The organism is Streptococcus mitis (assembly GCF_946190115.1).
Lineage (GTDB): Bacteria > Bacillota > Bacilli > Lactobacillales > Streptococcaceae > Streptococcus > Streptococcus mitis_CO.
Genome location: NZ_CAMHZG010000044.1, coordinates 1 through 797, shown reverse-complemented (window position 1 = coordinate 797; position 797 = coordinate 1). Strand labels below are relative to the sequence as shown.

Below are 797 nucleotides of genomic sequence, written 5' to 3'. Positions count from 1 at the left end.
TCAACAAGTGCCGTAGCCTCTACATCAGCAAGCACAAGTGCGGTAGCCTCTACTTCAGCGTCAACAAGTGCCGTAGCATCTACCTCAGCATCAACAAGTGCCGTAGCCTCTACCTCAGCAAGCACAAGTGCGGTAGCCTCTACCTCAGCAAGCACAAGCGCGGTAGCCTCTACCTCAGCAAGCACAAGTGCCGTAGCCTCTACATCAGCGTCAACAAGCGCTGTAGCGTCTACGTCAGCATCAACAAGTGCCGTAGCGTCTACCTCAGCATCAACAAGTGCTGTAGCGTCTACCTCAGCATCAACAAGTGCAGTAGCGTCTACCTCAGCGTCAACAAGTGCGGTAGCTTCTACATCAGCATCAACAAGTGCGGTAGCTTCTACATCAGCAAGCACAAGCGCCGTAGCGTCTACCTCAGCGTCAACAAGTGCCGTAGCATCTACATCAGCAAGCACTAGCGCAGTAGCGTCTACATCAGCAAGCACAAGTGCGGTAGCGTCTACATCAGCATCAACAAGTGCGGTAGCCTCTACATCAGCAAGTACTAGCGCTGTAGCGTCTACCTCAGCGTCAACAAGTGCTGTAGCATCAACATCAGCAAGCACAAGCGCAGTAGCGTCTACCTCAGCAAGCACAAGTGCCGTAGCCTCTACATCAGCAAGCACTAGCGCAGTAGCATCTACATCAGCAAGTACTAGCGCCGTAGCGTCTACCTCAGCGTCAACAAGTGCCGTAGCCTCTACATCAGCAAGCACAAGTGCGGTAGCCTCTACTTCAGCGTCAACAAGTGCCGTAGC

At 53.1% G+C, this 797-nt stretch carries 1 pseudogene; it reads right to left on the bottom strand.

Annotated features, from left to right (window positions below):
• Positions 1-797, bottom strand: a pseudogene (locus tag N8L90_RS09315) (adhesive domain-containing protein); the annotation flags it as partial.